Source organism: uncultured Chitinophaga sp. (assembly GCF_902168175.1).
In the GTDB taxonomy this organism is placed as follows: domain Bacteria; phylum Bacteroidota; class Bacteroidia; order Chitinophagales; family Chitinophagaceae; genus Chitinophaga.
In genome coordinates, this window is the sequence record NZ_CABHOU010000095.1 from 270,635 (window position 1) to 297,110 (window position 26,476).

Sequence of the window (26,476 nt, forward strand, 5' to 3'; positions counted from 1 at the left end):
ACCTTGGTTTTAAAGGGAGAACGAAATGCCTGCCATCACGTTGAAGCCAAGCGTTCCGTAACCATAAATTTCGTTGTATTTCGTGTCTGTAATATTATTAAAATTAATGTAGAAACGTCCTTTTTGGGAGAAACGGTATTCTGCATAAATATCCCACAGGGTAAACGACTTAACATTTACAGGGCTGGAAGCGAATGTAACCGGGTCGAAACGCAGGTCGGTTTTGTCGCCATTGAAACGCACGTTGGTGCTGATGAGCAGGTGTTTGCAGATTTCGTAGCTGATATTAGCACCACCACTGTGTTTAGGTCTGCGGTATAATACATTGGAAGATGTACTGTCTTTACCATCGCTGGAAACCGTGCGGGTTTTACCTTCTGCAAAACCATAATAAGCATTGATTTGTACTGATTTGGCAGGTTTGATAGTGGCTTCTATCTCAAAACCGTTGTCTTTCTGCTCGTTCAGGTTCACGTACTCGCCCATGCTGTTGTAGAAAATAACGTTCTCAATATCTCTTTTAAACACGACCCCACGCAGGTCCAGTTTGTTTTTGATCACCGATACTTCAACGCCGCCTTCGTAGCTGGTAGCCTCTTCGGGCTCCAGGTTCGGATTAGCGCCGTATGCGCCATACAGGTTGCTGAGCGTAGGGGCTTTAAAACCTGTTGCCAACGTAGCAAACACTTTTACCTGGTCATTGATCAGGTAAGATGGGTTGATGGTGTAAGTGAAATTGTTGCCGTAGGTAGAGTGCAGCGTGTAACGGCCGCCCAGTTCCAGGTTAAAACCACCGAGGTTGCGGAAGAACAACGCAGCATAAGGGCTGGTGTTGTGCATGGCCGGGTTGGGTGGTGATAAAGAGGTGTCGAGCAGTTGTGATTTGCGGTACTCCACACCAGCCAGCACCTGCAGCCAGTCGGTAATATCATAGTTGCCAAAGGCATCGGCTATCCAGTTACGGCCGTCGTAGTGCGACACGCCGAACGGACTGGTTTCTGCCCTGTTAACACGTTGGAAAGCGTAGTTGGCCTGTATCTGACCTTTATCCAGCTGGTAAACGCCGCTAAGACCAGTATGTACGAAGTCGGATTTGGTGTTGTTAGCGCCATCGGTAAAACCTCCGCCGTCGTAGTTGGAATTAAATTTAGAGTAGATGAGGAAAGGTTTAAGGCGCAGTTTCTCGCTCGCCTGGATGCCCACGGTAGCGGTAAACGCATCCTGCTTATAGCCGTCGCGGTCGAATTTGCCGGTATTAAGCGTGTCTTCGGCTTCGGATATGCCATCGGTTTCGAGGTGCGTAAAGCTCAGGTTGTAGTCTACATTATCTACATGCCCGTTTGCACCCACGGTACCTTTGATGGTGCGGTTGCTGCCCCAGCCAAGGTTACCGCTTACGCTGATGGCTTTGTCGCCGCCCTTGCGGGTAATCACGTTAATTACACCGGCAATGGCATCGGCGCCATACATAGTAGATTGTGTGCCACGGAGTATCTCGATGCGTTCTATCTGGTCGGTAGCCAGGAAGCGGAGGTCGATGTTGCTGCCGGTAAGGCCGGAGGCATCGTTAATGGGTACACCGTCGATAAGGATGGTAGTGTAGTTGGTGGTAGCACCGCGGAAATAGATTTCCTTGTTTTTGCCTGGATTGGAGTTGGTGCCGGCGATTACCAGGCCAACCTGCTCGTTCAGTACCTGGGCAACGCTTTTGCCCATACTGCGGTCCAGTTGTTCGCGGTTGATAACAGTTACCACTTTGCCGGTTTCGCCTTGCTTTTTAGCGAATTTGGTAGCAGTAACCACTACGGTGTTCAGTAGATTGGTGTTTGCGGAGTCTTGTGCGGTAGCACCCTGCACTAAAAGCAGCAGGCCACCAGACAGAAATGCGTAGAACTTCTTTTGCATAGTTAGTTTTTACTTGATAAACTATGCTTCCGATAAATGAAACAGACAGATAGATAACACCTTACGGCATTAATATCTCCAGCTTTTCACCCGAAAGCGCTGATTGAGAAATGTGGTCTGCGGCAGGTCTTCTGGCTTTCCTGCTTCCCGGGAGGGCCCTTCCCGCCCCGGCAGTCTGCCGGAACAGTGGTAAAATGGAGAGATGAATCCCCGGGAAACTTCCCGGCAAAGTATGCCGGGAGCAGGATTACAGCTACGGGGATAGCTCCGGTTTTGCACCGGATTCCCTATTAATGTCCTGACGGACAACCGTATTCCGCCGCAAACGTACAGAAAAAATAGATAATCAGGATAAAAAGAGCCGGTGTTGTAACACGCGTTTGCCTTGTTTAGATGCTGGATGTTATAAGGAGCCCCCGGGCCATCCTGTACCGGTATCCTGGGGTGGGTATAGTAAAATCGGCCATGGGATAGAGTTTGGGTATAGGACGGGGGCACTATCGGTATAGGCTCCCCGGGAGATCTGATTACTTTGTTCGATACCGCCTCATGTCAGGAAGGTGTTCGGTGTATCCATTATCATAATTCATTATCTTGTAGGCATGAGCATCAAACCAAAGCTTGGCATTTTTGATCTTACCATGATCGTGGTGAGCCTCGTGATAGGGATGGGTATTTTTCGTACGCCTGTTAACGTGGCCCGCGAAACAAACGATCCCGGTATTTTTTTCGCCATCTGGATCATAGGCGGTATAGTTAGCATATGCGGGGCACTTACCTATGCCGAAATAGGTTCCCGTTTCCCAGTGGCGGGCGGGTTTTACAAAGTGTTGTCTTCGTGTTATCACCCGGCCTATGGCTTTATGATCAACTGGATGCTGCTGATCTCGAACGCGGCTTCGGTAGCAGCGGTTTGCCTTATCGGCGCCGAATATATCAGTCCGGTGTTGCTCCCCGATTATTTACAAAATGACCTGGGACAAAAGGGTATTGGCGTGGTGGCGGTACTTGTATTATATGGCATTAACCTGATGGGCATCAGGATGAGCGCCAATTCGCTGAATGTGTTAACGGTAATAAAGATAACGATGATGGTATTGCTTTGCCTGGCGGTATTTGGTGGCGGGCATCCATCTAATGCGATAGAAGTTGCGGCGCAATCCGAACAGCGTAACTGGTTCTATATTTTTGGTGCGGCGCTGGTGCCGGTGTTCTTCACTTTCGGCGGTTATCAGCAAACCATCAACTTTGGCTCCGATGTTAAAGAGCCGGGTAAAAATATGCCACGCGGCGTGTTCTACGGTTTTGCTATCATTATTACTTTATACATGACTATTAACTATGCGTATTATAAGGTGATAGGATTTGAAAACCTGAAGCATACCGATGCGCTGGCAGCCCGGATGGCAGAAACGTTTTTCGGTCCTTATGGTTTTAAGGTAACCTCGCTGCTGCTGTTTTTCTCTGTACTGGGATATGCCAATGTAAACCTGATATCGAACCCGCGTATGTATTACGCCATGGCTGAAGACGGTGTGTTGCCCCCGGCCTTTAAACGGGTGAACAGTAAAACACAGGTACAGGAAACAGCACTTACGGTGTTTGTAGCGATCATTCTACTGGTGCTGTTTTTTGTCGGCACTTTTGATAAGATACTCAAGTACGTAATGCTGTTCGATACGATTGGTCTTGCCTCTGCGGCGGCCAGCATCTTCATCCTCAGAAAAAAAACCAGCTACCTGGATGGAACAGGTATTTATAAGATGAAGTTGTACCCTTATGTTACCTTATTGTTTGTTGCGGTATACCTGTTCGTAACGGTTAATATTTTCATCCAGGACTGGCGCGGTGCCACTATCGGGCTTAGCCTGTTTGTGGCAGGACTTCCGCTGTACCTGTTGATGAAGCGGGTTAACAGAAATGCGGTATAAGTATCAGTAATTGTCAATATAGGCTTCGCCCGGGCCGAATAAAGACAATATGTTTGTAAGAATGGGCTTGTATGAATTTTAAAAACAAAATGTCGAGATGGATTTATCCTTTATTTTGAATGAACTGGGGGAAGACAGAGAGCAGTATTTTAACGCGGTAGCCCCGCCCATTGTGCAGAGCAGCAATTTTGCATTCGATAGTGTAAGCGACATGCGTAATCTGTTGCTGGACGAATACAAGGGATTTCTGTACTCCCGCGGTAATAACCCAACCGTAGCCATTCTTCAGAAAAAGCTGGCCGCTCTGGACGGTGCAGAAGCTGCCCTGGTATTTGGCAGCGGTGCTGCGGCTATATTCGCCTCAGTACTTTCGCAGGTAAAACAGGGCGACCATATTGTATCGGTACGCGACCCGTACAGTTGGGCGAAAAGGATGTTTGATGTAATATTGCCGCGTTTCGGCGTAACTACCACATACATTGATGGTACACGCATTGAGAACTTCGAAGCAGCACTTCAGCCTGATACTGCCCTTATTTACCTGGAATCGCCTAACTCATTTACATATGAGTTGCAGGATATTGAAGCCGTGGCCAAATTGGCGAAGAGCCGTGGTATAGTTACTATTATAGACAATAGTTATTGCAGCCCCATTTACCAGCAACCAATTAAAATGGGCATCGATCTTAGTCTGCAGTCGGCTACCAAGTATATTGGCGGGCATAGCGATACGGTAGCGGGTGTGCTTACCGGGTCGTCAGCCCTTATCAGTAAGATATTCGCTTCCGAGTTCATGAACATCGGCAGTGGTATTGCTCCGTTTAATGCGTGGTTACTGCTGCGTGGTCTGCGAACGTTGCCGATAAGGCTGCAGCGCATTACCGAAAGTACAAAGGTGCTGGTGGACTGGCTTAAAGCGCAGTCCAATATCGAGCGTGTTTTTTATCCGCTTGATCCTGAATTTGAACAATATGAGCTGGCCAAACGGCAAATGCAGGGTGGCTGCGGACTCATCACCATACAATTGAAAGCAGACAAACTGGAGCAGGTAGAGCGCTTCTGCGATTCCCTCCAACATTTCCTGATGGCGGTGTCGTGGGGTGGGCATGAGTCGCTGGCGTTTCCGGCCTGTGCAGCTATGCCTGCGGAAGATTTTAGTGCGGATGAGCCTAAACACCGCATGGTGCGCATGTATATAGGTTTGGAAGATCCGGGGTATTTGATTAAGGATTTGGAACAGGCATTGGGGAAGATGTAGGTTATGTAAAGACATAAAAAAAGTCCGCTGCGTACTACAGCGGACTTTTCCTTTTTCAGTAACCTGGCATCAGCCCGGCATCCTGGAAATATACTTATCCATTTCACGGATCTGGCTTACCAGTTGTTCCGTGGTGGGTTTTTGTTCTTTTGCGCGGCGGAAGTATTGTTTAGCCGATTTAAAGTCGCGGCGGGTCATGCAGATAGAGGTAAGCGTAAGCAATGCTGCTGCGGTGTTCTCTTTGTCGGGCATACCCAGTTTAAGCGCTTTCTTCAGGTTCACGTCCGCTTCTTTGATGTCGTTTTTCTGGTAAGCGATCGTACCGAGCTGGAAGTACTGCATACCTTCATATTCCTTCATCGGGCTGCCCGATTTGATACTTTGTTTGATAGTAGCTTCTGCTTTGTCCAGGTCCTGGCTGTACATGGCCATGTTAGACTGCATGAAGTAATAAACAGAGCGGATGGGTTTATAGAGCAGTTTCGGGAACCAAACCTTGTTCATCAGGCCCATGGCAGTTTCTACATCACCAACCTCTATAGCCTCCTGTACGAGCCGCATGGGGCCGAACATGAAGTGGGTAACAATACATATAACCGCCAGCACCAGCACAATGGAAGCTTCCCACCAGCCAAATGCAAAGCCTAGGGCAAAGCCGGCTATCAACAAAATTATTCCCAGCGGGAAACGATATCTGATAAATAAATTAAATGCTTTCATTGCTAGTCTTGAATATAAGGACGGCAAAGATAAACAAAAGGGAAGAAGGAGAAAGGAATAAGCTGTGGAAATACAAAATCCGGTATATAAACATCTTTTTGGATGTATATACCGGATTAAGATCAAGTATTTGTATGCTATTTATCGACGACTGAAAGCGTACACGATATAGGCGGTGGTGCCATCTACCGTAACGGGAGCGCGCCATGTCATACCGCCATCACCTGCTGAAATCAGTTCTACACGGTAGCCGTCCGGCGTGTTCTTGGCTTTTACCCCGCTAAGTAGTTCCTTAAACTGGAAATAAACCTGTCCGCCCCGGTCGTAGGTAGACCAAACGATGTTCTGGGTGATAGGGCTGCAGCCTGTTTCGCCCGAGGTAATAGCGTAGGTGCCATTGGCAGTAGCGTTGGGAAGCGTCCAAACGCTGCCTTCGAGGCATTTGTAAGGAATGTCGCTGAAAACCGTGGTTATCCTGGCTGTTTTAGGCAGTCCCTCAAAGGAAATATTATTCAACACCCAGGTGCCTTTCACATTTTTCTTTTCACTTTTAGCCGTGGGCGCCTGCGATTGTGTTTTACATGCGCTGAACGCTACGGCCATCAGGCCCGTAACCATGATTGCATGGAGGATCTTCTTCATAAAATAATCGGTTGTTTATTTAGTCCGCTGTTAATTAACAAATATACGGCCAAAGTGGTTGAGTGTATGATTTGTTGGGTGCAAGTTATGTGAAAATGTGCGGATTACGTATTTTGAATGTAGGGTATAAAACAGAGGCTCAAACTTTATTGCTCACCGTTTGTATGAATGCCGGCGCGTAAAAATATGCTTCTGTTACCTTCAGGAGGCCACAAAACTTCAACCGGGTTATTTTTCCGAGTTTTTCTTTCTCGAGATACCGCAGTTCATTACCTTTTTTTATTCCGGCTGCCCTGAAAAGTGGTGTAAAGCGTTGGTTGCTTTCCAGTATAAGCACAGTAAGTCTTTTCCCTTCATGAAAAAATGGATTCATGTACAACTACTTTATGGTTTAAAAATAGAACGTGCGCATTGCTCTTTTGCACGTATAAAATCTTTTGTTTCGAAGAAACAAAGTTAGAGGTAGATGGTGAAAATGGAACAATCAATTTGATGATAAAATAGTTATTCTGGTTAATATTGGATTCAAATGAAATGTCAAAAATCATATGGGATTTTATAAATAGACAAATCAATTTTCTCCCTGGCATTTCGATAATTCCATCGGAATATTGATAGTTGAACTGTGTATTATAGCCTGTAATTTTGTAGTCTTCAACAACTTACAAAATGGTGCTATCAGAAGTTGGTGATCTCATTAGAAAACGAAGAGAAAGTTTCGGTATGGACCGAGTTCATTTGGCCGAGATGACTGGCGTTGCGGAGAGAACCGTTTTTTTGCTGGAAACCGGAAAGGGAAATCCCTCTTTTCAGACGCTCGAAAGTGTACTGAATACATTGGGGATGGAACTTGTAGTTCGTGTGAAGAAAAGCATTTAAATTTTCTATGAAAGCGGGCGTATACTACAACAACAGGCTGGCTGGCATTCTTTATAAAAAAGATGAAAGGCAATTCATATTCACATACGATCCTGCTTACTTCAACGATCCGGATGCGCCATCTATAAGCCTCACCTTATCTAAGGTTCGGGCAGAGTATTCTTCCCCGGTATTATTCCCTTTCTTTTCCGGCTTGTTATCGGAAGGAGAGAACAGGACCTTGCAGCAGGAAGCCCTGGGAATAGATGCCGCGGACGATTTCAGCCTATTACTTGAAACTGCCGGTGTTGACACGATAGGCGCAATTACTGTCAGAGAATGGTAGGTGCATGCCCGGGTTGTTACAAGCCGCAAAAGAAGCTGATTTATTGTAGTGATTGTCGCCGGAAATTATTTGATGGCGTAAAGGTACCACCAGTGATGAGGTTTACATCGCCCGCCGGTAGCGATAGCGAGGCTTTCGAAAGGCATATACTAAAGGTGGCCATACCAGGCAGTCAACCTAAATACTCTCTTACACTGGAGGATGATGAATTAGTATTGACAAAAGGCAATAGAAAAGGATTGTTCCTGGTCAAAACCCAACCGGAAAGAGGCGATTTTTTACATGCTGCTATGTATCCCGAAAATGAACATCTGACAATGCAAATTGCTTCGTCGGTATTCGATATAAGTACCACTATTAATGCGCTTGTTTTTTTTAGCGATGAAACGCCTGCATATTTAACCCGGCGTTTTGATGTGGAACCTAACTACAAAAGCTTTCAGCAGGAGGACTTTGCACAGTTGAAGGAACGTAGCATTAAAGCTCAGGACTATACTTATGAGGATGTGGGAAAGCTTATCAGGAAGTATGTTGCTGCGTCGGGTCCGGCGATCATTATTTTTTACAGAAGATTGTTATTCAATTATTTGTTTTCTAACGGTGATGGCGGACTTGGCTCATTCTCAATAATGCGTTCGCACCTGGGCGATTACACCCTGACGCCGGCGTATGATTTACTTTGTACAAAATTACATGATAGCAATAGTCCTGATACAGCAATGGATTTATACACCGGAGTTAGAAGATCTTCTTACTACTTAAAACACCGTTACGCCGGCACTGCCGAATTCATTGTCCTGGGTGAAAAGCTGGGGATTCCTGCCTCAAGAGCACTTTTACTAATAAAAGCGATGCTTGACAAAAGCCTGAAAGCAATTAAAATGGTGGAGCAGTCTTTTCTCGATCAGGAGTCTAAAGCAGCATACCTGCATCTCTTCTCCGAAAAGCTCAATCGCCTCACAACAACCTATCCTTAAACGCCTTTGCCACCGCTTCCGATTTCGAATTCACATGCAGCTTCTCGTATATCTTTTTGATATGTGACCGCACCGTATCAATGGAAATAAATATCTCCGCGGCAATCATCTTGTAACTATAACCATTCACCAGTAACTGTAAAACTTCCCGTTCGCGCTCGGTAAGGTTGTACAGTTCGCGCCTTTCGCCGCCGGGCTGGCGGGCGAAGAGTTCCAGTACCTGCCTTGCTACGGACGAGGTCATGGGGGCGCCGCCGTTGTACACTTCGCGCAAATGTTCCAATAGCTTTTCGGGGGTTGTTTTTTTGAGAAGATAACCGTCTGCACCGGCCTTTATGCTTTCGAACACGTTTTTGTCGTCGTCGAATACGGTAAGCATAAGGATGGGAAGATGGGGGTAACGGGTGCGTACAAGTTTGAGGCCTTCAATGCCATTGGTGCCGGGCATATCTATGTCCATTAACACTACGTCGGGGGCCAGTTCGGCAACTTCGCTTAGTATGCGGTCGCAGTTCTTGAATGCACCGCATACCTCAAAGTCGGAGGAGCCATCGATAAGTAACGTGAGGTTCTCACGCAGTTTGGTATTGTCTTCATACAACACGATCCGGATCATAATTACTGCAAGGGTTATTTTTATAAAGGTAGCCCGAAGCCGGGGTTTATTCAATCACATAGTTATGTAGTAGTGAATCGAAGGCATATACGGGTGCCATTGCCCGGCCGCGACTGTATTTCCAGCGAGCCTTTCATTCGTTGGGCGCGGCGCTGCATGTTAAAAAGACCGTCGCCATCGCCGGTAGTTTGCTCAAAACCCTGCCCGTTGTCGGTTACCTGCATAACCAGCACGCGCTTTTTATATTTAATATCGATTTCCACAAAGCTGCATTGCGCGTGTTTCGCAATATTATTGATGCTCTCTTTAAATATCATGAAGAAGTCGTGGCGGCTTTCCAGCGTAAGTTTGAGGTTGTACACCTGCTCGTCCACATGAAAAGTAAAGCCTATTTCCTTGGGCTCAAACATGCTGGTGGTAAATTCACGCATACGCGCCACTATCATATGCATGTTGTCATTATTGGGGTTGATCGACCAAACGATATCGTCCATCGATTCCATCATGCGCGTGGTGCTGTCGCCTATCTTGATCAGGAACTCCTCAGTTTTGTCGGTATCCTTTTGAACATGCCGTTTAGCTACGGTGGTCATAATATTAATAGAGGTGAGGGTTGATCCCATATCATCGTGCAGGTCGCGGGCTATGCGGCGGCGCACCTTTTCGGTGGCCAGCAGGCGGTTAATGCGCAGCCGGTAAGCGAGGTAGGAAAGCGCGCCGAGTGTCAACAGTATCAGCCCAAAAAACCACCATTGCCTGTAATAGGGCCTGGCAATTACGAGGGTAAAGCTGGTAACACTGGGAGATGTAAGGCCTTCGCCATTTTCGCTCCACACTTTAAAGGTGTGCCGGCCGCTGGGCAGGCCTGTGTAGTTCACTAATACGCGGTGCCCCGCCTCCACCGGATTAGGGTCTACGCCTTCCAGCTGATAGTAGTAGCTGATGTTGTCTTGGTCGAGGTAGGCCATAGAGTTGTAGCCGATGGTAATGGAATTTTCCTCGTATGCCAGCTGTATTGTATTGCTGCGCTCCAATATAGAATCTGCATTTAGCCGCTGCTTCCCCAGTTGTAAGGAGGTGATGTGTACATTCGGCGGCGGCTGTGGGTCGCCCAGCGCATCGGGCTGGAAAGAGATAAGGCTTTTGGCCGAACCGATAACAATGCGGCCGTCGGAAAGACGCTGGTTTACAGGCAGTTCAAAGGCTTCTTCCACCACCCCGTATTTTCGGCCGTAATTCACCACTTTCCGGTTGTCGAGATTTATCTTTCCCATACTAAAGTTGGTAGTGAAAAACAGGTTGCGGTTGGCGAGTTGCAGGTTAGTGATAACGCTTACGGGTAACCCTTCCTTTTCCGTGTAATTAGTACTCTTCCCGGTTTGGATATCGATAATGGAAAGACCGCTTGTCGTGCCCACAAAAAGTGTATCGCCTGCTATCAGTACGGTGTTTACGCCGTTGCTCAGCAGTTTGTTTACGGGCTCGTCGGGTCCGTAACGTTTGGTGATTTTCCCTGTGCGGGCATCCATCTTTAATAAACCATAACTACCCGTGCCCACATAAATATTATTGAACGCATCGCCCTTTATGTCCATAATGTGGCCCCAAAGTGGTGCCGGGGTATGGTAAAGACTGTCCTGGTAACGTGTAAACTGTTTCTTTCTAATATCCCATTTTATGAGCAGTCCCCGTTGCGTGCCCATCCAGATGTTGCCGTCGGTGTCTTTTGCGAGGCAGCGGATGGTGCGGTTGTCAAAAATGTCTGACCGCTCGTACCGCATAATGCCTGTTTTGGTGTTCAGTATTCCATAGCGGCCATGCTGACTGGCAACCCATATATTGCCGTCGCCATCAGGTTCGAGGTTCCAGTTGAGGTTAAAAAACTCGTCGCTGCCGGTATAACGGTATTGCTTTTTGAGCCGGGTGAGGGTGCTGTCGTATACGAGCAGGCCTTGTCCCCAGCAGCTCACATAAATATCTTTACCCGGCCCTTCCTGTATATCGGTTGGCTCATAGTTGGGCGCTCCCGCATCACCGAAGTGAGTGGTGAGGAATTTTTGTTTTTCCTTATTGAAGATGAAGATGCCGTTATTGGTCGCCATCCAGATATTATGCATGTTGTCGCGGGTAACATAGTGCAATTGCGAGTAGTCGAGCCCAAAGCGGCTTACTTTTGCCTGTACTATTTCTTCCACCATATTACCTGCCTGGTCAAACAAAAACATCTTATCGCCTACTACCCAGGTTTTGCCATAGATGTCGTCAAAAATGCCATTAACGCTGTTGGGCTTCAGGTAACTCATGTTCCGCAGTCGTTTGCCGGCAATATTATATTGATACAAAAAGGGCTCCGGCGATCCGATGGGCCACATATTTATATACAGCAATCCTTTTTGTGTGATGTATATATGGTTAACCGACTCCGATAGTGGCTGCTCATCGAGATAAGGAATTTTGAGCAGGTTGTGTCCGAAGTATGAATACTGTTTGGATGTAGGGTCATAAACGCAAAGACCTTTGCTGGTGCCAAATATATACCGCCCGGTGCTTTTTTCTTCCAGCACGTTATTGATTTTGCCCGGTGCCTCTGGAAAAAAACGGGTATAAAGCACAAACGCTTTTTGCGTACTGTCGAATATATAGGCATTATCTGTGGTGCTTATCAGCCAGAGGTAGTCGTTGCTGTCGCAGAAGATATTTGATATTTGAACACTGCCCTCGCGCCGGCCATGTAATACCGGGTAGAACTTGTATGTGTTTTCCTGGTAGTTATAGGCTACCACACCCGTAAGCATTACGAACCATAGGGTTTTGTGTTTTTTGTCCTCGTAAATCCGCTGCACGGTTTCTCCGGATACGGTCCCGTTTTTTACAGGCAGGTCTATAAACCGAAATTCTACTCCATCGTAACACTGTAGTCCGTTAAAGGTGCCTACCCACATATAACCGCGACTATCGCAATGCAGGGATATCACCAGGTTGCTGCGCAGGCCGTCTTCCACGGTGCGGTGGGTGTATACATAGGTGTGCTGCTGGGCAGTTGCGCGCTGAAGCAGCAGCAGTATAAAAATGCCGGTATAGATATAGGTAGATATGTGCCGGGAAAAACGCATGGGTAAGAATAATTAAAAATAGTGATAATCCCTCGTTTTCACATGTTTATGTGGCTACCAGTGGCGTGCAACGTGTTTATCTTTAACATTGCTTTCTGCAGGTATCGGAGGTTCATGCCTCCGTTTACTGCTACCGCACCGCGGCTTTCGGAAAAAAAGATATTTTCGAGTATCATTCGGCCTATGCCCTCAGTCCCATAACAACAGTAAGGCCGGAAGTCGCTGTGCGGTAGTTCTCTACTACTAACAACCCATTAACAATTACAAACAGCCCATCATTATTTATATAGATGCGATTGCTGTGCCGTGAACGTATGTCCATGGCCCAAATTATAAAATCCGTGATGTATTTTTCATCGTATATGGTAATGTTAATATCGAAATTTGATGTTGGTGATAAAAATTCATTAACTTTAATCGAATAAGAAAAGATCTCTATTTTAGCCCGGACACTTAAACTCTTGAAGCTGAAACTTTAGTAAAACCCGAACAACACTAGATGAACCAAAACCCTGGCTGTGACAGACCAGTATCCTTAACCCGTTAAGAACCAGAAGAAGAACCTTCGATTCCATTTAACAGTAATCTCCCCAGATATGTTAACACAACTGATTTTATCAGGTATACATTCCGGATTGGACAAATACGAAGCGAAAAGAATACGCATTGTAAACCTCATTAGCTTTTTGTGCGCGGTACTTGTTGTCGTGTACGGTGTTTTGTTTTTCGCACTTTCCGGAGAAACCCGCATCTTATACCCTGCTTTTTTATTCAGTCCGCTTTTTTCTTCCGTAATCTGGCTCAACAGCCAGCGATATTATTTACAGGCCAAGGTTGGATTGCAGGCCGTTTTTGCTGGTATCATCCTTTATTATGGTGTAATATTTGGCAGCCTCGCTGAGGTGCAACTGTTTGCGGTGTTTGCCATTTGCGTGGTGTTGCTTTCCTTTAAGGTAGAGCAATTAAAGATGATTCTCTTTTGCGCCATGTTGCCCATTGCCTGTGTTGTGCTGCTGGAGCTGAACTATGAGTTAAAGGTGATTAATGCTTTGCCATTTACCCAGGAAATACAACATGTGTTCCGCTGGCTTATTATGTCGGTGGTGTTTTCGCTCTGCATACTGGCTATTGCCTTTCATTGTAAAAGTAACGACGACCTGCAGCGGCAGGTGGAGTGGCAGAACTCCTGGCTGGCGAGGTATAATGCTGAGTTGGAGGCACAGGTAAAGGAGCGTACTGCGGCGCTGGAAAAAGCCAATTTCGAAAAGTCGCGTTACCTCAGCGAAACCAGCCACGAAACAAGGAATTACATCAATGCTATTATTGGTTTAAGTGATATTTTATTGCAGGAAACGCAGGATAGCGATATGCCTGCGGGCTCACGGCAGATCATTGAAGATATTTTCTGTAACAGTCATGATTTGCGTGGTATGCTCACCAACGTGCTGGAAGTTTCTAAAATTGAAGCAGGACTGGGAGATGAGCTGCGTCCGGAGCCGGTGGTGCTGGAACGCTGGTTGCAGCCTGTAGCCAATACTTATACTAATATCGCGAAAATGGGGGGTGTGCAAATGTTGGTGGAAACATCGGGCGTGCTGCCGGATTGCGTGATGATTGATCAGTCGAAGCTAACACGCATCCTCAATAACCTGCTTTCTAATGCCATCAAAGTTACGCCCCGCGACCGTGTGGTGATACTGGGTATAGAGGCGCAACAGGACTCAGTGATAATTACGGTGAAAGATAGTGGTCCCGGTATAGCGCCGGATAAACTACAGATGTTGTTCCGTCCGTTCACACAGTTAGGTATGTCGTCTGATCATAAGGGGAGTGGGCTAGGCCTGGTGATTACCCGCCGTTATGTGGAGCAGTTAGGCGGGGTTATTACGGTAGAAAGTACAGAGGGGATGGGCAGTGCTTTCCGGGTGCGCCTGCCGCTAAGCGCCTGCGAAGAGGTACAGCGTGGAGATGAGTTGCATTATCCTTCCCTTCATGGAAAAAAGGTGCTGGTGATTGAAGATGAGCAAATGAACAGTATGATACTCGAGCGCTTCCTGTTGCCGCTCGGGGTAGAAGTAGCTACTTCGGTGAACGGTGCGGAAGGTATTGCCGTGGCGCAGGTATTAAAACCAGATCTGATTATTCTCGATATATCAATGCCGGTAATGGATGGCAAAGAAACAACCCGCATTTTACGGAGCATGCCGCAGTTTGCAGGTGTTCCTATCATTGCATTGTCTTCAAACGCATTTAAAGAAGAGCACGAAATGATGTTGGGGCTGGGGGCTAACGAGTATATCGTGAAGCCGGTGCTGCGCCGTCAGTTGGTAGAATCGGTGGTGAGGCATGTAAATAAGTCACAGCTGGTGCTGCTCACGGATAAAGAAGCCGTGGCATGTTAGTCATTGCTGGTACAACGAAGAAATTGCTGAGCTATGCAGTGGTGTAATCCCGTTTTGTACGCGCCGACTGATGTAATACTACCATCTCTCTCCTTGCTCTCTCCATGCTTTCAGGATGCTTCAGGCTCTTTTGTTAAAATCCTATTACTCGCCAACATTTTCTCTCAAACGCTAAGTTTTTTCTCTCAAACGCTAAGGTTTTGAGCTGGCGGTGAAGCTACCTTTGTGTTATGAAGAGTAGCTTCTGTATCGCTTCAAATGAAAGTACGGGTGCCTGAAAAGTTTTCGCGGAACTCTTTCGGGGTACATCCTTTTTTCTTCCGGAATATCCGGTTAAAGTTGGAGATGTTATTGAAGCCGCAATGGTAGGCAACCTCGGCAATAGTTTGTGTAGTGTCTATCAGTAAACGGGAAGCATGGCCGAGGCGGATTTCATTTACACTGTCGATAAACGTATTGCCGGTGCGCTGTTTAAAAAAGCGGCTGAACGACACTTCGCTCATGTTGGCCAGTTTAGCTACTTCGCCAAGTGTAATGGCCTTATCGAAGTTCTGGTTAATGTACTCCAGCGTTTTCTCAATACGGCGGCTGTTATAGGAAAATTGCTCATGGTTGTTGAAAGACGAATCCGACAGCACACGGATGTTCCTCGAAATAGACAGGTCGTGCAGGATGGACATCAGTTCCAGTATAGAATCGAAGCCGTGTTTCTGATGCAGTTCTATGATGCGGGGCGCCAGCTGTTGAATGGTTTCTTTTGAGAACAGGATACCGCGCAGCGATTTCTCGAACATGGTGCGGATAAAACTCAGTTGGTTACGACGCAGTAACTTATCGTCGAACAGGTCTTTATGAAACTGCAGCGTTACTTCTTTGATCTCGGTACTCTCGCACTTGTGGGTAAACCAGGCATGCTGGATATTGGGACCTACCAGCACCAGTTCCCAATCGTCTATTTCCTCTATATGGTCGCCTATCACCCGCTTTGCTCCCTTACCGTTTTGTATCAGGTTCAGTTCAAACTCGTCGTGGTAATGCAGCGGAAAATCAAATGTGGACTTTACCCTGGAAAAAATAGTGAAACAGTCACTTTGTGTTAATGGCGTAATCTCTCTAAGCAGTTTGCTTTTCATAACGGGCCTTTTTTGTGCGTACTCCGGATCAAAAATAAACAAACCATTGTAAAATTAGTACCATATTTTTCGTATTATATTTTCAGTGCTTGCGTCCAGTGCTGTAATGTGTGCCGTGGGTTGCCTTTAAGTTCGGAGTAGAAAAATCATTTTAAAGGGATAAAAAAGTATTTAAATTAATAACGTGGCGGCCATACATTTGGGTATATTAGATGACGTTATGAAATTACAGGTGTTCCACGAACTTAAATCTATCCTTTTTGACAGGATCGGCCGGTTATTTTCCAGCAGCGGTAACGGCGTTGTTACGATCAGGCATCAATGTGGTTATAATATCATGCCCGGTAACAGGCTGCAGGAAATTAATCTGAATTAGCCGTACATTCAGGAGTTAGAGTGATAGTAATTATCATCAGGAAAAATCCTTTGCACTGTCATTGCGCAGTTAGGTAACCATCCTGGTTATTATGTGCCGTTCGAAAACCTGGTGTCCGCTGCCGGGTTTGTAAAATTTCAATCAACGCCCAAAGTATTACTGGCGGCATTTAATATCATCAGATACCTATGAAGTTACAGGCATTAGATATCCTCATCCTTCTCACCTACCTGGTGACCATGGTGGTAATAGGATGGGCATTAAGAAAAAAGGCACGGCAAAACAAGGAGAACTACCTGATGGGCGGTAAGTCGCTGCCCTGGTATATGCTGGGACTCAGCGACGCGTCCGATATGTTCGATATTTCAGGCACCATGTGGATGGTGAGCCTCTGTTTTGTGTACGGACTAAAAAGCATTTGGATTCCCTGGTTATGGCCGGTGTTTAACCAGGTATTTTTGATGATGTTCCTGTCGCGCTGGTTGCGGCGCTCCAATGCCACCACGGGTGCCGAATGGCTGGCGGGCCGTTTCGGGAGCGCGGGTAAGGGCGTGAGGTCTTCCCATAACATTGTGGTCGCCTTCGCGCTGTTAAGCTGCCTTGGTTTCCTGGCCTATGGCTTTGTAGGCCTGGGTAAGTTCATGCAGATCTTTATTCCCTGGGATATTGTGCAGCCTTACATTCCTTTTAACGTGTCGGCCGAATATGTGCCACACTTCTATGGTATTGTATTTACGCTGTTCGCCATGTTCTATTCCATACTGGGTGGTATGCACAGCATTGTAGTTGGTGATATGATCAAGTATGCGATCATGATAGTGGCCTGTGTAAGTATAGCGGTTATCGCCATGATAAAACTGCACAGTGAGGGTGCTGTCAATGTGCCCGAAGGCTGGCTCGATCCGTTGTTCGGTGCCAGGCTGGACTTAAACTGGGCGGGGATAGTGGACGATGCGAATAAAAAGATAGAAGAAGATGGGTTTTCGCTGTTCGGTATCTTTTTTATGATGATGTTGTTTAAAGGCATATTCGCCAGTCTTGCAGGCCCTGCACCCAATTATGATATGCAGAAAATACTGAGTACCCGTTCTCCGCAGGAGGCGAGTAAGATGAGCGGCTTCGTATCCATCATCCTGCTACCTGTCAGATATGCGATGGTAATGGGTTTAACGGTACTTGCACTATTATACTATCCGCAAATCAGTGGTGAGTTGCAGTCGCCGGCCGGTACCGACTTTGAGAAAATATTACCGGCAGCGGTTAATGCATTTATACCGGTGGGCTTATTAGGGTTAGTGCTGACGGGGTTACTCGGTGCCTTTATGGGCACCTTTTCCGGCACCCTTAACGCCGCTCAGGCTTATATCGTAAACGACATCTACCTGAAGTATGTAGATCCGCATGCTTCCACAAAAAAGGTCATTACCATGAATTACATCTCAGGTTCAGCGGTGGTAGCCCTTGGTGTGGTGTTAGGCCTGTTCGTAAAAGATGTGAATACGGTGTTGCAGTGGATCGTGTCTGGATTGTACGGAGGTTATGTAGCGGCCAATATGCTTAAATGGTACTGGTGGCGCTTTAATGCCAGTGGTTTCTATTGGGGTATGCTTTCCGGTATTGTGCCGGCCATAGCGCTCGCGGTACTCAAATCGTTTAATATTATCGGCGGCTTAGATCTGTATTATTGGCCTTTGCTGTTCCTCTTGTCGCTCGCGGGTTCTATTATGGGCACGTATGCCGCGCCGCATACAGAAATCAATGTGCTCAAAGATTTCTATAAAACCGTTCGCCCCTGGGGCTTCTGGAAACCGGTACACGAGCTGGTGTTAAAAGAAGATCCGGCTTTTAAGGGTAACAGGAATTTTAAACTCAACATGTTTAACGTGGTATTGGGTATTATAGGGCAACTGTGTTTAACCATCCTGCCTATGTATCTCGTGTTGTGGATGAAGGCGCCATTGCTCTTAACCGTAGGTGTGTTGCTGGTCATCCTGGTGATACTTAAGAAAACGTGGTGGAATAAACTGAATGAATACTAATATCTGCATAAATAAAACTGAGACGATGAAGGATCAATTTGAACAGCGGCTGGCCAACCTGGAAAAGCAGTACGAAGCATTGGTAAAAAGGCCAAACGAGCCCCTGTCACAGAATAATGGTGTATTTACCCGTTATAAATATCCTGTGGTAACAGCAGCACATGCGCCGGTTTTCTGGCGTTATGATCTCAACGAAGCTACTAATCCCTTCCTGATGGAGCGTTTTGGTATAAATGCCGCATTCAATGCAGGTGCTATCAAATGGCAGGGGAAATATATACTGATGGTGCGTGTGGAAGGTGCAGACCGTAAATCATTCTTCGCTATCGCAGAAAGTCCGAACGGTATAGATAATTTCCGCTTCTGGGATTATCCTATAAACGTGGGTGCTTCTGGTGAGCCGGATGTAAACGTATACGATATCCGCCTGGTGCAGCACGAAGACGGATTTGTATACGGACTGTTCTGCACGGAAAGAAAAGATACTGCTGCACCGGCTTTTGATCAGTCGGCGGCGATAGCCCAATGTGGCATTATTCGTTCCAAAGACCTTAAAACCTGGGAGCGCCTGCCTGATCTTAAAACGAAGTCGCCGCAGCAGCGAAACGTGGTGTTGCATCCTGAGTTTGTGGATGGTAAGTACGCTTTTTATACCCGTCCTCAGGACGGTTTTATAGATGCCGGAACGGGCGGCGGTATCGCCTTCGGTCTGTCTGCTTCTATTACCTGTGCAGAAGTGCTGGAAGAAAAAATGATTGATCCGAAAAGATATCATACTGTGTACGAGGCCAAGAATGGCCAGGGACCAGCACCCATTAAGACGGCTAAAGGCTGGTTACACCTGGCGCATGGAGTACGTAATACGGCCGCTGGTTTACGTTACGTACTGTATGTGTTCGTTACCGATCTGAAAGATCTTACCAAAGTAATTTATAAGCCCGCCGGTTATTTTCTGGCGCCTGAAGCGGACGAAAGAGTGGGAGATGTAAGTAACGTAGTGTTTGCCAATGGTTGGATCGCGGACGATGATGGCCGGGTATTTATTTATTATGCCTCTTCCGACACTCGTATGCACGTTGCTGTAAGCTCGATAGACCAGTTGCTCGATTATGCCATGAATACGGCACAGGACGGGTTTACGTCGGGTGCTTCGGTGAATACACTTACCGGAATTATCAACAAAAATAAAGAGCTGTTACAGGAGTCTGGCGAAAATGGTCGCATAGGTCAGCGCGCTATCTAACCGTTATTTACGTAAATTCCGGTTCGTAAACAGTTGACATATGAATACTTCCCTATATAAACAGGAAATGGAGCAAGAGCTGGACAGCATACTTGCTTATTGGATGCAATACACCGTAGATCATGAGCGTGGCGGCTTTTTCGGGAAGGTAAATAATGATAATGAGGCCGATGCCCATGCAGAAAAAGGACTGGTAATGAATGCCCGCATACTGTGGGCGTTTAGTTCCGCTTTCAATCTTACGGGCACAACCGATTATCTCACTATTGCCGACCGGGCCTACGCTTATATTACTGATCATTTTATTGATACGGAACACGGAGGTGTTTACTGGAGTGTGGACGCTGAGGGTAAAATGCTGAGTGATCGTAAACAGGTGTATGGTCAGGCTTTTTGCCTGTACGCACTGGCCGAATATTACCAGGCCACCAGCGTTCATGCTGCGCTGGAGCATGCAGTACGACTGTTTAATCTGATAGAGCAGCATAGCTTTGATCCGGAGAGGCTCGGCTATTTCGAAGCCTTTAACCGCGACTGGTCGCCTATTGACGATTTGCGACTGAGTGCTAGGGATGCCAATGAGAAAAAGACCATGAACACGCACCTGCATGTAATAGAAGCGTATGCTAACCTGTACAAGGTGTTGCCGCTGCCGCAGGTGAAAGAAAGGATAGAAGATTTGCTGGAAGTGTTCGATCAACATATTATAGATCCGTCCACCCACCACCTGGTACTGTTCTTCGATGAAAATTGGGCTGTAAAATCACCCCTGGTGTCCTACGGGCACGATATCGAAGCCGCCTGGCTGCTGCAGGAAGCAGCGGAAATTATTGGTGAAGAGAAATGGATTACGAAAATGAAGGAATGGGCGATAAAGATAGCCGATGCAGCCGGTGAAGGCCTCGACGACGACGATGGGCTTTGGTACGAATACGATCCCGGGGCAGACCATCTTGTCAAAGAAAAACATTCCTGGCCCCAGGCCGAAGCCATGATCGGCTTTGTAAACGCCTGGCAGGTAAGTGGCAAAGAGAAGTATTACAAAGCATCCTACGCCAGTTGGGAGTTTGTAAAGGAATATATCAGGGATAACAAGCAGGGTGAATGGTTTTGGGGCGTTAACGACGATTACTCACCTATGGCCGGCCAGGACAAGGCCGGTTTCTGGAAATGTCCCTATCATAATAGCAGGGCTTGCATAGAGATTATCCGTAGATTAAATTAGTAGCAAAAATATCCACTCATGAAAAAATTAATTGGGCAAATCGCATTGCTGCTGATCGTAATTACAAGTATGTCAATGGCAGTGAGGAAAAAGCAGCGTATCGTATTTTTCGGCGATTCGATTACACAGGCAGGCGTTAATCCTGGCGGTTATATTACCCGCATTCAACAGTCGCTCACCGATAAAAAAACAGCCGATAACTATGAGCTTATTGGTGCCGGTATTGGCGGTAACAAAATTTATGATCTTTATTTAAGGATGGAAGATGATGTGCTGGCGAAGAAGCCTGATGTAGTCGTGATTTACGTTGGCATTAACGACGTATGGCACAAAAGCTCATCCGGCACGGGTACCGACCTGGATAAATTTGAGAAATTCTACAATGCCGTTATCAAAAAACTGAAGGCGCAGAACATCAAAGTGCTGCTTTGCACGCCTTCTGTAATAGGCGAACTGAACGACTTTTCCAATCCGCAGGACGGCGACCTGAATCAGTATTCCAAAACGGTCCGCAACATTGCGCAGAAGAACAACTGCCAGCTTATCGATCTGCGTAAAGCTTTTGTAGACTACGAGGTGAAGAATAATACCGCGAACGAAGCCAAAGGCGTACTCACCACAGACAGGGTGCATCTTAACGAAAAAGGCAATCAACTGGTGGCCGACGAAATGATGAAGGCGCTGGGGCTTTAACATAGTTACTTATTTTAACACGGCCACTGTTGGATGTAGTTCAGCAGTGGCTTTTTTAATTGGCCTATATATGAACATCCGCTTTATCCTCTTTTGTTTTTTCCTGCTCCCGTTTGTTAGCGCTATGGCGGAGCGAAAGAAATTTGTTGCGGCCGGGCTTGTGCAAACCATCAAGAAACAAGAGCTTTTATAATTGGATTTTACTATTTTGGATGGCGTTAAAAGTTTGCACGTCATGAAGAAAGGTATTATTACCGCATTGTTTTGCTTTGCAGCCTGGCAAATGGCCGGCGCACAGCAGGCGGTTAAAGTGGACCCGAATTACAGGCCAGGAAGTTTTGCGCTGAAGACCGGCCAGTTTCGCAGTTATCCGAATTCAACCAAAGACATTATTTTCCTTGGTAACAGCATCACCGCCGGCACCGATTGGGCCGAGCTGCTGGGTAACCCGCTTTGCCGCAACCGTGGCATATCCGGCGATATCACCTTTGGTATCCTCGATCGCCTCGATGAAGTGACCGAAGGCCGTCCCGCCAAAGTATTCATCCTCATCGGTATTAACGATATCCAGTGGAATACACCAGATAGCATTATCATTGAAAACTACCGGAAAATCGTTACCCGCATCAGGGCCGAATCGCCCAAAACAAAAATTTATGTACAAACGCTTTTGCCTGTAAATAATACATTTACCCAGTTTAAGAACCACTATAACAAGGATGAGCATATTGCAGCGGTCAATGAGGGCTACCGCCAGGTCGCGGCTGCGGCAAATGCTACTGTGATAGAGCTTAACAAACCGTTCCAGGATGCGGAAGGTAGGTTGAAGAAGGAACTGACCATGGATGGTTTGCATCTGAATGCAGAGGGTTACAAGCTGTGGGCGAAGATATTAAAGCCTTATCTCTAGATTATCGAAAACCCGTTTTATCAGGCCCCGGCGTATGTCGGGGCTTTTTTATGTTGTATAGTCCCTGATCCGGATAAAATAATACCAGGTTTAAATGCCTTGCCTGTGGCGGAATACAACTTCTTTAGTACGATAATATTCTGAGTAAGTGTTATCAAATGTGTGAAAAGTACTATAAGCCCCCGGTTATTTGTGGTAACTTGCGCCCCATACTAACGGAAAAACAACACATGGTTAAAAAGAGTCTGCTCACGCTCACCCTCGGTGGTTTAGGCATAGGGATGGCGGAGTTTATGATGATGGGAGTACTGCCCGATGTGGCCCGGACGCTGACGATAACCATCCCCGAAGCTGGCCATCTTATTTCAATGTATGCCCTGGGTGTAGTAATAGGCGCCCCTTTAATGGTAGGTATTGCTGCCAGTTATCCTCCCCGGAAGGTGTTGATAGTGCTGATGTTGCTGTTCGCCTTTTTTAATACCATGTTCGCTATCGCGCCTAATTACGAATTGTTGCTGGTGGCCAGGCTATTTTCCGGTTTGCCGCACGGAGCTTTTTTCGGTATTGGTGCCGTGGTAGCCAGTCGCCTGGCCGATCCGGGCCGCGAGGCAAGATCAGTGTCCGTGATGTTTGCCGGGCTTACGATCGCTAATATTGCAGCGGTGCCAATTGGTACAGCCATCGGCCATCACCTGAGCTGGAGAATTTCTTTCGCCATCGTTGGTTTGCTGGCACTCGCCGCAGCGGGCAGCATCAAACGCTGGATGCCCGAATTAAAAGCTACTTCCAGTGGCAGCTTCATGGAGAACGTAAAAGCCTTTGGCAAACCCGAACCCTGGATCATTATAGGTATTTCTGCTATTGGCACCGGTGGTCTTTTCGCCTGGATCAGCTACATCGCACCACTGATGACAGAAGTTGGAAGATTCAGTGCCGATTTTGTACCCGTCATAATGATCATTGCCGGTGTAGGCATGGCCGTTGGTAACTTCCTTGGAGGGCGGCTGGCCGACAGATTTTCGCCGTTGCTTACTACAGCTATGCTGCTGGTGGCCATGATCGGTGCGCTTATCATTGTTTCCTACGTTACACAGTTTCAGGCTGCGGCTATCATAATGACTTTCATTACCGGCGCACTGGCTTTTGCTGTAATTGCTCCCATGCAAATGCTGATGATCAATGCGGCCAAAGGCTCAGAAATGCTGGCTTCGGCGTCACTGCAGGCCAGTGCCAATATGGGGAACGCGCTGGGCGCTTACCTCGGCGGTTTGCCAATTGCTGCCGGGTATGGTTATACTTCGCCGGAATATGTGGGTGCCGGACTGGCCTTTGTGGGGGTACTGTTCTGTGTTATTCTTGCCTGGCGGGCCAATTCGCAAAAGAAAATGCAACCTTATTCAGCTTAGCTAATAATAACATTATGCAAGGGGCGGTGTCATATATACACCGCCCTTTTCGTTTTATGTACGATCTTTACTGCCGGAATAAAAATACAGTACACCATGTCGCAGTTATTCTCAGCACTTACTATAAAATCCATCACCTTCAAAAATCGTATAACCGTGTCGCCCATGTGCGAATACTCGTCCGTAGACGGTTTCGCCAATCACTGGCATATGGTACACCTGGGTAGTCGCGCCGTTGGCGGGGCTGCGCTTATTCTGACGGAAGCGGCCGCTGTATCGCCCGAGGGACGTATTTCGCCAGACGATCTGGGGATATGGAAAGACGAACACATAGAGAAGCTTGCGGAGATCAATACTTTCCTGGAAGAGCAGGGCGCAGTGGCAGGTGTGCAACTGGCACATGCCGGCCGTAAAGCCAGCGTGGCCTCCGCCTGGAAAGGTGGAAAAGTGGTGTCGCCCATAGATGGTGGCTGGTTGCCCGTAGCGCCATCGGCTATTCCTTTTAACGAGGCCGATATACCACCGCTCGCACTGGATGTTAACGGTATCAATAAAGTAATAAGTGACTTTAAACTTGCTGCCAAACGGGCTTTAAAGGTGGGTTTTAAGGTGATAGAATTACACGCCGCGCATGGTTATTTGCTGCACCAGTTTTTATCGCCCTTAAGTAATCAGCGAACCGATGAATATGGTGGCAGCTTCGAAAATCGTATGCGCCTGTTGCTGGAAGTAATAAAGGCTGTACAAACTGAATGGCCATCTACCCTTCCCCTGTTCGTTCGCATTTCCGCCACCGATTGGGCCGATGGTGGATGGGATGTTGATCAGTCGGTGATGCTGTGTAAAATCTTAAAAACAAAAGGTGTCGACCTGGTAGATGTATCCAGCGGTGGAATGGTGCCCGGCGTGAAAATACCTGTAGGCCCGTTGTACCAGGCGCCTTTCGCCGCGCGTGTGAAGCAGGAGGCCAATATTGCCACTGGCGCCGTTGGACTTATCACTACCGCGCAACAGGCGGAGGAGTTAGTAGCCAATAGTTCAGCAGATCTTATTTTCATCGCCAGGGAATTATTGCGCGACCCTTATTTTGCGCTTAGAGCGGCGCATGAGTTGGGGGCGGATGTTAAATGGCCGGTGCAGTATGAGAGGGCGAAGCGGCGGTAGTGGGCTGCTGATCAGCGTTTGGATGGGTAAATTTCGAAGAGGCTGTATCAAAGTATCGAGCAGCGGTTTTATTAAGGTGCTTTGTGAATTACCGATACCGCTCCGCCGCCTTCACCAGCCGCTTCTCAATCCTTTTAGCGAGTAATACGGGCGACAGCACTTTCATACATTCTCCAAACCCCAGTATTTCCCGCTCCAATTCGAAGTTCACCACCACCGTTATCTGGATCAGCAAACATGTGGCATCTTCCTTTAAAACTATTTGAGAGGTGTGCAATGGTTTGGTTTTTACGTAGGGCGCATGGTCGCCTGTTATCTCCAGTACCACCTTTTGCGCCTTGTCCTTTATTGTTTTGGTGACGCCCAATACATCGTCGAAATAGGTTTCGATGTCTACACCCGGAAGTACTTCATATTTTTCTTTGGGCAGTTCCTGGAAGCTGATAATACGGTCGAGGGCCAGTGTTTGTAAGTCGTCGCGCTGTTTGGGACGCACGATCAGGAACCAGCGGTTTCGGTATTCCTTTAACAAATAAGGATGGAATATTTGATGGCTGGCCTGTTTTGCCCTGAATGATTTGTACTCGATCAGTAGTACCTGCCTGTTCAGGATGTGCTGGTACAGTGGGGCAATGTGTTCCAGGCCTTTTAAAAGGCGGTTGTTCTCAAACTGTATAAAGCTGGTGTGGTGGGTCGATTTATGAAGATTGTTTTCCAGCCGCGCGATCATCTCGCTCATTTCTTCAAAATAGCTGAAACCGTTGAATTGCTTTAAAACGCCTACGATCTCCTTCATCTTATCTACATCTACTTCATTGATGGGCGCATTGGTAATACTATAGTTTTCGTTGTCATAGGTGTAAAATTTTTTATCCTTAACGATGATGGGTGCGTTGTAGCCAAGTTTGTCGCTGCGCATCAGTTGTATGTCCGCCTGTATCGTCCGGCGGCTCACACCGGATGTTATGCCCTCGTACTCGTACAGCACTTCCGCCACTTTCTCCATGATTTGTTCCAGCGTCCATTTACGGTGACGCTTGCGCAGGCACTCATCAATCGTTTTATAGCGTATAAGCGCGAGTTTGTTTACAGACATATGGCCGTTTTAGTTAGATAAAGGTACATATCCGAATTTAACTGCGCAATATAGCTGCGTAGTTATGAAAGAATGTGGGTGGATTTTTCTCTCAACACAGTGATGTTCAATCTATATAAAACTTTTTTTAAATTTTTTCAAACTGCGCAGATGGGTTGCGCTGATGTGCCCGCATATTTGTGATGTCAAACGGCGGTCAGGAATTAGTTACTTCTATATCACCATTTACGGACTTACTTGTTCAATTACCGCAGTTTGCAAATGAAGGCAGTAGCTCAATTGGTTAGAGCACGGAATTAAGTTTTAGCATTATCCTTCCGGGTCAATTAAAACTTACTTCTCATAGGGATTCCGGGGTTGCTGGTTCAAATCCAGCCTGCCTTCCTTCAAAAAATATTTACGGTCAAGTATCGCTTACTTCAA

22 protein-coding genes, 1 tRNA gene and 1 riboswitch are annotated in these 26,476 nt (G+C 46.9%); of the genes, 15 read left to right on the forward strand and 8 right to left on the reverse strand.

Translation table 11 applies throughout. From position 1 onward, the window contains the following. Nucleotides 1-9: 9 nt before the first annotated feature. Nucleotides 10-1,905: a TonB-dependent siderophore receptor gene (locus QZT80_RS22355; protein ID WP_295127524.1), complete on the reverse strand. Its 1,896-nt coding sequence runs from the start codon at nt 1,903-1,905 to the stop codon at nt 10-12. Between the two features lie 103 nt (nt 1,906-2,008). Then, nucleotides 2,009-2,234, reverse strand: a riboswitch (cobalamin riboswitch). Between the two features lie 273 nt (nt 2,235-2,507). Between QZT80_RS22355 and QZT80_RS22360 the strand changes: the two genes are divergently transcribed. Both QZT80_RS22360 and QZT80_RS22365 read left to right on the forward strand, forming a co-directional pair. Further along, nucleotides 2,508-3,836 (forward strand): APC family permease, encoded by a 1,329-nt coding sequence (locus tag QZT80_RS22360; protein WP_295127526.1) that lies wholly within the window; start codon nt 2,508-2,510, stop codon nt 3,834-3,836. 97 nt (nt 3,837-3,933) lie between these two features. After that, nucleotides 3,934-5,094, forward strand: a complete 1,161-nt coding sequence (locus QZT80_RS22365) for an aminotransferase class I/II-fold pyridoxal phosphate-dependent enzyme (RefSeq protein WP_295127528.1) — start codon at nt 3,934-3,936, stop codon at nt 5,092-5,094. A gap of 69 nt (nt 5,095-5,163) precedes the next feature. On the opposite strand, the gene QZT80_RS22370 is transcribed toward QZT80_RS22365, so the two are convergent. From QZT80_RS22370 to QZT80_RS22380, 3 genes are all read right to left on the reverse strand, one after another. After that, nucleotides 5,164-5,814, reverse strand: a complete 651-nt coding sequence (locus tag QZT80_RS22370; RefSeq protein ID WP_295127531.1) for a hypothetical protein — start codon at nt 5,812-5,814, stop codon at nt 5,164-5,166. Between the two features lie 141 nt (nt 5,815-5,955). Beyond that, entirely contained in the window at nt 5,956-6,456 is a 501-nt protein-coding gene (locus tag QZT80_RS22375; protein WP_295127534.1) for a hypothetical protein, read from the reverse strand. A 139-nt stretch (nt 6,457-6,595) separates the two neighbouring features. Continuing rightward, nucleotides 6,596-6,829 (reverse strand): hypothetical protein, encoded by a 234-nt coding sequence (locus QZT80_RS22380; protein WP_295127536.1) that lies wholly within the window; start codon nt 6,827-6,829, stop codon nt 6,596-6,598. A 296-nt stretch (nt 6,830-7,125) separates the two neighbouring features. Here QZT80_RS22380 and QZT80_RS26760 point away from each other — a divergent pair, with 296 nt between their 5' ends. From QZT80_RS26760 to QZT80_RS22390, 3 genes are all read left to right on the forward strand, one after another. Next, nucleotides 7,126-7,335: a helix-turn-helix domain-containing protein gene (locus QZT80_RS26760; protein WP_367112887.1), complete on the forward strand. Its 210-nt coding sequence runs from the start codon at nt 7,126-7,128 to the stop codon at nt 7,333-7,335. A gap of 7 nt (nt 7,336-7,342) precedes the next feature. Continuing rightward, the gene (locus tag QZT80_RS22385; RefSeq protein ID WP_295127539.1) at nt 7,343-7,660 is read left to right on the forward strand and encodes a HipA N-terminal domain-containing protein; all 318 of its coding nucleotides are present in this window, start codon (nt 7,343-7,345) and stop codon (nt 7,658-7,660) included. A 95-nt stretch (nt 7,661-7,755) separates the two neighbouring features. Beyond that, nucleotides 7,756-8,637 (forward strand): type II toxin-antitoxin system HipA family toxin, encoded by an 882-nt coding sequence (locus QZT80_RS22390; protein ID WP_295128112.1) that lies wholly within the window; start codon nt 7,756-7,758, stop codon nt 8,635-8,637. Here QZT80_RS22390 and QZT80_RS22395 read toward each other — a convergent pair. After that, nucleotides 8,618-9,253 (reverse strand): response regulator transcription factor, encoded by a 636-nt coding sequence (locus tag QZT80_RS22395; protein ID WP_295127542.1) that lies wholly within the window; start codon nt 9,251-9,253, stop codon nt 8,618-8,620. The genes QZT80_RS22390 and QZT80_RS22395 overlap by 20 nt on opposite strands. A 62-nt stretch (nt 9,254-9,315) precedes the next feature. Further along, entirely contained in the window at nt 9,316-12,366 is a 3,051-nt protein-coding gene (locus QZT80_RS22400; RefSeq protein WP_295127545.1) for a two-component regulator propeller domain-containing protein, read from the reverse strand. Nucleotides 12,367-12,962: 596 nt separating this feature from the next. Between QZT80_RS22400 and QZT80_RS22405 the strand changes: the two genes are divergently transcribed. Beyond that, a complete protein-coding gene (locus QZT80_RS22405) occupies nt 12,963-14,768 on the forward strand; it encodes an ATP-binding protein (RefSeq protein WP_295127548.1) in 1,806 nt (601 codons plus the stop codon). Nucleotides 14,769-15,022: 254 nt separating this feature from the next. On the opposite strand, the gene QZT80_RS22410 is transcribed toward QZT80_RS22405, so the two are convergent. Next, nucleotides 15,023-15,901 (reverse strand): AraC family transcriptional regulator, encoded by an 879-nt coding sequence (locus tag QZT80_RS22410; RefSeq protein WP_295127550.1) that lies wholly within the window; start codon nt 15,899-15,901, stop codon nt 15,023-15,025. A 220-nt stretch (nt 15,902-16,121) separates the two neighbouring features. Between QZT80_RS22410 and QZT80_RS22415 the strand changes: the two genes are divergently transcribed. The 8 genes from QZT80_RS22415 to namA all read left to right on the forward strand — a co-directional run bounded on the left by QZT80_RS22415 (nt 16,122) and on the right by namA (nt 24,957). Next, nucleotides 16,122-16,277, forward strand: coding sequence for a hypothetical protein (locus QZT80_RS22415; RefSeq protein WP_295127553.1), 156 nt, complete (start codon nt 16,122-16,124; stop codon nt 16,275-16,277). 188 nt (nt 16,278-16,465) lie between these two features. Then, nucleotides 16,466-18,316 carry a sodium:solute symporter family protein gene (locus tag QZT80_RS22420; RefSeq protein WP_295127556.1) on the forward strand — a complete coding sequence of 617 codons (1,851 nt, stop codon included), beginning with the start codon at nt 16,466-16,468 and terminating at the stop codon, nt 18,314-18,316. A 25-nt stretch (nt 18,317-18,341) separates the two neighbouring features. Further along, nucleotides 18,342-19,559: a glycosidase gene (locus tag QZT80_RS22425; RefSeq protein ID WP_295127559.1), complete on the forward strand. Its 1,218-nt coding sequence runs from the start codon at nt 18,342-18,344 to the stop codon at nt 19,557-19,559. A 40-nt stretch (nt 19,560-19,599) separates the two neighbouring features. Continuing rightward, nucleotides 19,600-20,784, forward strand: coding sequence for an AGE family epimerase/isomerase (locus QZT80_RS22430; protein WP_295127561.1), 1,185 nt, complete (start codon nt 19,600-19,602; stop codon nt 20,782-20,784). Nucleotides 20,785-20,802: 18 nt separating this feature from the next. Next, nucleotides 20,803-21,477 carry an SGNH/GDSL hydrolase family protein gene (locus tag QZT80_RS22435; protein WP_295127565.1) on the forward strand — a complete coding sequence of 225 codons (675 nt, stop codon included), beginning with the start codon at nt 20,803-20,805 and terminating at the stop codon, nt 21,475-21,477. Between the two features lie 235 nt (nt 21,478-21,712). Beyond that, on the forward strand, nt 21,713-22,387 hold the full coding sequence (locus QZT80_RS22440; protein WP_295127568.1) for a GDSL-type esterase/lipase family protein: 675 nt from the start codon (nt 21,713-21,715) through the stop codon (nt 22,385-22,387). 230 nt (nt 22,388-22,617) lie between these two features. Continuing rightward, on the forward strand, nt 22,618-23,793 hold the full coding sequence (locus QZT80_RS22445) for an MFS transporter (protein WP_295127571.1): 1,176 nt from the start codon (nt 22,618-22,620) through the stop codon (nt 23,791-23,793). A gap of 96 nt (nt 23,794-23,889) precedes the next feature. Beyond that, the gene (gene namA / locus QZT80_RS22450; RefSeq protein WP_295127574.1) at nt 23,890-24,957 is read left to right on the forward strand and encodes an NADPH dehydrogenase NamA; all 1,068 of its coding nucleotides are present in this window, start codon (nt 23,890-23,892) and stop codon (nt 24,955-24,957) included. An 88-nt stretch (nt 24,958-25,045) separates the two neighbouring features. On the opposite strand, the gene QZT80_RS22455 is transcribed toward namA, so the two are convergent. Continuing rightward, nucleotides 25,046-26,053: a WYL domain-containing protein gene (locus QZT80_RS22455; protein ID WP_295127577.1), complete on the reverse strand. Its 1,008-nt coding sequence runs from the start codon at nt 26,051-26,053 to the stop codon at nt 25,046-25,048. Nucleotides 26,054-26,317: 264 nt separating this feature from the next. Between QZT80_RS22455 and QZT80_RS22460 the strand changes: the two genes are divergently transcribed. Next, nucleotides 26,318-26,437: transfer RNA gene (locus QZT80_RS22460), tRNA-OTHER, on the forward strand. The last annotated feature ends 39 nt before the right edge of the window (nt 26,438-26,476 follow it).